Annotated in this window: 3 protein-coding genes, 3 pseudogenes and 1 other annotated feature; of the genes and pseudogenes, 3 read left to right on the forward strand and 3 right to left on the reverse strand. The window is 39.1% G+C overall.

From position 1 onward, the window contains the following. Positions 1–254: 254 nt before the first annotated feature. Together FTV03_RS17045 and FTV03_RS17050 are read right to left on the reverse strand one after the other, a co-directional pair. Positions 255–725 (reverse strand): transposase family protein, encoded by a 471-nt coding sequence (locus tag FTV03_RS17045; RefSeq protein WP_180042350.1) that lies wholly within the window; start codon positions 723–725, stop codon positions 255–257. Continuing rightward, positions 673–1,083, reverse strand: coding sequence for a transposase family protein (locus tag FTV03_RS17050; RefSeq protein WP_143221689.1), 411 nt, complete (start codon positions 1,081–1,083; stop codon positions 673–675). The genes FTV03_RS17045 and FTV03_RS17050 overlap by 53 nt, the downstream gene beginning before the upstream one ends. Before the next feature lie 160 nt (positions 1,084–1,243). Here FTV03_RS17050 and FTV03_RS17055 point away from each other — a divergent pair. From FTV03_RS17055 to FTV03_RS17065, 3 genes and pseudogenes are all read left to right on the forward strand, one after another. After that, positions 1,244–1,516 (forward strand): annotated as a pseudogene (locus FTV03_RS17055) (IS4 family transposase); the annotation flags it as partial. Next, positions 1,500–2,733, forward strand: a pseudogene (locus FTV03_RS17060) (IS3 family transposase). The pseudogenes FTV03_RS17055 and FTV03_RS17060, both read left to right, overlap by 17 nt. After that, positions 1,775–1,891 (forward strand) — a sequence feature (AL1L pseudoknot). Its footprint overlaps the pseudogene before it by 117 nt. Positions 2,734–2,848: 115 nt before the next feature. Further along, positions 2,849–3,112 carry a hypothetical protein gene (locus FTV03_RS17065; RefSeq protein ID WP_004871190.1) on the forward strand — a complete coding sequence of 88 codons (264 nt, stop codon included), beginning with the start codon at positions 2,849–2,851 and terminating at the stop codon, positions 3,110–3,112. Positions 3,113–3,152: 40 nt separating this feature from the next. Here FTV03_RS17065 and FTV03_RS17070 read toward each other — a convergent pair. Beyond that, positions 3,153–4,390: pseudogene (locus FTV03_RS17070) on the reverse strand (IS256 family transposase). Between the last annotated feature and the right edge of the window lie 209 nt (positions 4,391–4,599).

Consider the following 4,599-nt stretch of genomic DNA (forward strand, 5'->3'; position numbering starts at 1 on the left):
CCTTAAAAATAGTATGTCTTTTTATATATGAAAAATGTATGAAATGGGAAGCAATCCCCTCATTATATTTTGTAATCAAAAATAGACGTATGATGGCTATTTTTAATACACATTTGTCTTTTTATTAAAATTGAATATGATCTAAATAATTGATGTTAATGTTTATTGTTGAGTAATTGCTCTATTGTTGTTTTCACTATGCCGTATGCTAAATTTCTTTAAAAATAGGCTTTTTATTAGACTTCTTTCATAATTCATTTTTTGCTCAGCTCTAAATTATAGATTCCCGCAATTAAATTGAATCTTAAGCCCAGTCTTTTTCCTCGATTACGATATCGCTCGGCAAGGATTTTGAAAGTTTTTAAACTACCAAATACATGCTCAACCCCAATTCTTCTTTTGTTGATTTCTTGATTATAGATTTTTAGTTCAGGATCCAATTTACAGCGCTTTTTTGCTTTTAATGGCAACAAGCTATTTGGATACATTGCATAAATCCCTTGATAGCCTTTATCTGCAAGGATAAAGGCACCTGCCGGAATCTGATGTAAGTTTCGTTTGAAGAGTTCGAAATCATGTACAGCACCACGATCAGTGCATAAACTCAGAATTTGCTGAGTTATATAATGAATGATGGCCTGGACTTTGAAAGTATGTGCCTTCTTTTTGCCACTATAGCTTTTCTTCTGTTTTTTTAGGTCTTTGTATTGGAATTTCTGTGGCATCAACAATCACCACGTTCCAGTCGATGCCTTCGCCCTCAGGCAAATGCTTCGGTAAATTAAATAAATTGGACTTGATCAGGCAGTCCTCTACATGACGGACAATTCTTGAAGCAGTCGGCTCTGACACACCATAACTTGTTGCAACATGGAACAAGGTTCGGTATTCGCGCCAATAACTTAAGCACAGAAGGATTTGATCTTCTATGCTCAATTTAGTTGGTCTACCTTTAGCAGGAACATGCATTTTCAGTTGTTCAACCATTAAATCAAAGGTTGACCATGATATGCCGGTGTATCGCTTAAACTGTGTTTCAGAAAGCTTCTTTGAATCGATATATTTCATCCGCAGATTATGCATGAATATTTAAAATTCTTCGGTACAAATAATCAGCAAGAGACTGTTCGTTTTTTGATTTATGAAAGAGGCTTATTTATCATTAAAAAATATCTTTGTACACGACAAAAAAGATAACTCATTGAAATAATGGCATAATACTTGTTTTCTGACGACGAATATGATGACACATTTCAATGAGTTACATCTCATCTTAAACAAATATCTAAAGTGGAACAAGTCACATGCAAAATGTTTTACACTGATTATGCTTGCATTAATTGTAAAACAGACATGTAATCTTTCTTCTGCATCTAAAGCCTTACCCATCAAGTGCTTACCACAATCATTTTATCGACGTATACAACGCTTCTTTGCAGATCAGTATTTTGAACCGTACCGGGTTTGTCGGAGACTCAGTATTCTGAGAGAATGTTCCGATGACCAAATTAAAATATACCCCTGAAATCAGAGAAAGAGCGGTTCAATTATTGATTGAATCTGAAAAAGACTATCCATCTAATTGGGCTGCGATCACAGCTATTGCGCCTAAGATTGGTTGTACTCCTGAAACACTTCGTGCTTGGCATCAAAAGCATTTAGATGAGCAAAATCCTATCAAAGTACAACAGATCTCTGATCAAGAAAAAATGAAGCAAATGGAACGTGAAATCAAAGAATTAAAGCGTGCCAATGAAATTCTGCGTAAAGCAGCCGCTTTTTTCGCCCAGGCGGAGCTCGACCGCCCACACAAATAATGGTGGATTTCATCCATAACAATAAAGGCTTATATGGTGTTGATACGATTTGTAGGATTTTACCGATCTCAGCTTCTACCTATTATCGAACACTAGATATTGCTGAAAACCCAGAACATCGAGCAAAGCAAGATCTACATGATTTGCATCATGCTGAACAAATTAAACGAATTTGGAAAGAAAGTTCAGGTCGATATGGTGTGCGTAAGGTCTGGCAACAACTGAAACGTGAAGGTTATGTTATTGCACGTTGTACAGTTGCTCGATTGATGCAAAAGCTAGGTATACAAGGTGTTTGGCGTGGTAAGAATAAATACACCACCCGTAGCCGAGATGATCAAAAAAGAGCGGATGATTTAGTGAAACGTAATTTTAATGCTGATTATCCTGACCCTTGCGAAGCAGTGCTTCTCAGGTCGGTGACTTCACGTATATTCAAACTCATTCAGGCTGGGTATATACCGCATTTGTTATTGACGTGTTCTCATGAGCAATTGTTGGATGGAAAGTATCTACACGGATGAATACAGATATGGTGCTCGATGCATTGGAGCAAGCATTGCACGATCGAGGTATGCCTAAGAATGTGATTCATCATTCAGATAGAGGTGTTCAATATCTTTCAATTCGCTATACCAATCGTTTAGAAGCAGCAAATTTACGAGCATCAGTCGGTACGACTGGTGATTCATACGATAATGCTTTGGCTGAAACGGTGAATGGCTTATACAAAACAGAGGTGATTGAATATTTAAAAGCGGATTGGCAAGGTTTAGCGGATGTACAACTTGCGACACTAAACTGGGTAGATTGGTTCAATAAAGAGCGTGTACACAGTGCACTGGGTTATGTATCACCTTTTGAGTTTGAAGCAATGTACTATGATAAGATTAACCCGTTAGGTCAGGTGGCCTAACTTAAATAAAAAAGTCTCCGACAAACCCGGTACGGTTCAGGGGGAATTTCAGCATGGATTTGGACCAGTATTGTACCTTCAGCTGCAAAAGGCTGCCGTGTAGCAGGAGCATAATATGGAATTATGGGTCGATATGATTAATAGTACAAACTTTGAAAAGGTTTTCTACTTTTCATTAGCTGTATTATTTAGTTTTTTATCATCTTGGTATTATCAAAGTTTAATACATATCCCATTTAATAAAGATATCGTTTTTGGTTCTATTATAACTGGTTGTGGTATATTTATTTTTGTATTTGCGACCTTCTGGTGGAGTTTTCCAAGTGCAATACTATCTGGTATTTTTGGGGGAGTTTTTTTCACTAGAAAAGTAACTTAATGAGCCTGTAAATAATTTTGTGTAATTGCTTTTCATAAATTTAAAGGTGATTGCTTAAGCGGTCACCGAATTCAATAATAAAGCGACTCATAGCTAAACGCCAGTCGCGAATAGGCATATTCCACTTTTTAGACGCTGCATCAATTGCCAAGTAAATCACTTTACGTACAGAATCATCCGTTGGAAAGACTTTACGCTTTTTGATTGCCTGGCGTCTTACGCTGTTTAACGACTCGATTGCGTTGGTAGTGTAGATGGCTTTGCGTATCTCGGCTGGATAAGCAAAGAAGGTATTCAGATTCTCCCAGTGCGTACGCCAGCTTTTGCTGATCTGTGGGTACTTGTCATCCCATGTTTGGGCAAATTGATCCAGGGCCATCAAGGCTGCCTCTTCAGTAGGTGACTGATAAACGGCTTTTAAATCCTGAGTGACCGCCTTGTAATCTTTCCATGACACGTATTTCAAGCTGTTGCGCAGCATGTGGATAATGCACAGCTGGATGTGGGTTTGCGGGTATACGCTGTTAATCGCATCAGGAAAGCCTTTTAGTCCTGAGAGGCGCTGCTTCGCAAGGCAGGCGATCAGAATATCCTGCAACCCTCGGTTTTTCAGCTCAGTCAGGACATTCAGCCAGAACTTGGCACCTTCATTCTCAGCCATCCACATGCCGAGCAGTTCTTTGTGTCCATCAAGATTAATGCCTAAGGCAAGGAATACAGCCTTGTTGATGACACTGCCATTATGACGGACTTTAACCACAATACAGTCCATATAGACGATGGGATAGATCGCATCCAACGGACGGTTTTGCCATTCAGCAACCTGCTCATTGACGGCATCCTCACAGCAGTGCTGTTCGCCTTGGAAATCAGCGTTGGAGATACATCGGTATCGTACATTTCCTTGAAGGTATTAACGATTTCATTGGTGGTCATGCCTTTGGCATAAAGGGATAGAATCTGGCTATCCATTTGCGTGATACGGGTCTGATTCTTTTTAATCAGTTGTGGCTCAAATGTGCCATCACGATCTCGTGGTGTCGTGATCTCAATCTCCCCATCATCGCTAAGTATAGTCTTACTAGAATAACCATTGTGGGCATTAGAACCGTGCTTACGAGCATTCTTTTCATGTCCGAGGTGTTCGGTAAGTTCCGCATTGAGAGCCGTTTCAACGGTGAGTTTAGTCAACAATCGGGTGAATTGATTGAGATCGTCTTCTGTTTTGATTCCTTTAGCAAATTCTGCTGCAAGGTCTTTTAGTTTTTGTTCGTTCATCATGTTGCCTGACTCCGTTGTGAATATGAACATAGCAAATTCAGGCAATTACACAATTTAATTTACAGTCTCATAAAATACTCTGTTCCTTAAAATGTATTCAAACATACTCAAGGACTAATTCGCACTCTGTTAATGTCTTGTTGCCAAGCGTGTAACTAGAGCCTGAGTCGGTCAGTTCCGACTTGTAGCGGTCAGTCCGTTCTTGC

It is taken from the genome of Acinetobacter sp. YH12218 (genome assembly GCF_013417925.1).
In the GTDB taxonomy this organism is placed as follows: Bacteria; Pseudomonadota; Gammaproteobacteria; order Pseudomonadales; family Moraxellaceae; genus Acinetobacter; species Acinetobacter amyesii.

What these genes read in the sequence shown, in the direction of transcription:
- FTV03_RS17045 (WP_180042350.1), bottom strand. Translation starts at nt 725, where the DNA reads ATGCCACAGAAATTCCAATACAAAGACCTAAAAAAACAGAAGAAAAGC.
- FTV03_RS17065 (WP_004871190.1), top strand. Translation starts at nt 2,849, where the DNA reads ATGGAATTATGGGTCGATATGATTAATAGTACAAACTTTGAAAAGGTT.
- FTV03_RS17050 (WP_143221689.1), bottom strand. Translation starts at nt 1,083, where the DNA reads ATGCATAATCTGCGGATGAAATATATCGATTCAAAGAAGCTTTCTGAA.